General features: G+C 59.4%; 1 protein-coding gene and 1 pseudogene. Both read left to right on the top strand.

The window, feature by feature from the left end; all coding sequences use genetic code 11:
* Positions 1 to 270: pseudogene (locus tag CWO89_RS44525) on the top strand (hypothetical protein); the annotation flags it as partial.
* The gene (locus CWO89_RS44520; protein WP_165421623.1) at positions 234 to 836 is read left to right on the top strand and encodes a hypothetical protein; all 603 of its coding nucleotides are present in this window, start codon (positions 234 to 236) and stop codon (positions 834 to 836) included. The pseudogene CWO89_RS44525 and the gene CWO89_RS44520, both read left to right, overlap by 37 nt.
* Positions 837 to 1,027: the final 191 nt, after the last annotated feature.

Here is a 1,027-nt window from a genome sequence, read left to right as displayed (position 1 = left end):
ACTAGCCGCATTTGCCGAATGTCGGCCACCGATCGGCTTGCTTTCATCGCAGAAGGGCTTCCGATTATTCACGCCAGCGCGAAGGGATTTTGGTCCGGGTCCGTTGAATTGCGAGGGAAGCCGCGAGAAGCCGAGGTGCTTGCGGGATTCGCTAAAGAGGAAGCGGCGAAGATTCTCATCTTGCTCGATATCGTCCGCTGTCCTGAGAAGCGGATCTCGGGCAAGGTGACAAATTGGTTGGCAGGTTTTATGGGCACCTCGAGCGGCTGATTTGTGCCCAGCTCGCCGAGTGGTGGTCCGTTGATGTCGCGGACCTCCGGAAGGCCGTCGAGCCGCTGCGCAAGGCCCACGATCTCGAAGGGACTATGGGCGAGTTCATCGTGCCGAACTCCACCCTCTATCAGCGAGAGAGCAAGCTCTACGCGGACGTCGAGGCCTACGAGGATGGTACGCCGGTCTGGAATGCACCCGTCGTCCACCCAAGTGGCTACCCGTCGCGCATGCCGGCCGTTTTGCAGGTTGTCGACGCGATGGCCGTCTGCGGAATGTTCACGGTAGCGGGGCTTCAGGCCACATCAGAGGTTTGGGGCCAGCTTGAGTTTCAGGAAAAGGAGACGCTGCAAGACGCGGAACGTTTGAGCCAGCAACTTCTGGCTCGACTGATTGCCGAAGGTTTGCCAGGCGAATCCGCGACCCAGGATCATGTCGATACTCTGTACCGGCACTGGCCATTGCCGATGTACAATGTCGACCTCGATCCGATCCCTGTATCTCTCGAAGAGCTGAAGGCCGAGCAGGAGCGCCTGTATTGGGCGGAGGTCGGCGGCTCTTGGTGACGTTATGTTAGCCACTCTCAGAATCCCGACGCAGCGTAGCGGATCAGAAGCTGAGGCGCATCGTCGCGCTATGTGAGGTCAAAGGCGAAGTTCCGCGCTCCGCATTTAGCATGGAGATCCGCCGCATTGCCAAGATTAGATGTTCGGTAATGGCGGCAGTAGCCCGCTGGCGATCGCCGCATCGCGGGAAC

Origin of the sequence: Bradyrhizobium sp. Leo170 (assembly GCF_004296405.1) — a bacterium.
GTDB lineage: Bacteria > Pseudomonadota > Alphaproteobacteria > Rhizobiales > Xanthobacteraceae > Bradyrhizobium.
The sequence above is the reverse complement of the archived record's forward strand: the minus strand, read 5'-3'. Positions and strand labels throughout refer to the sequence as shown.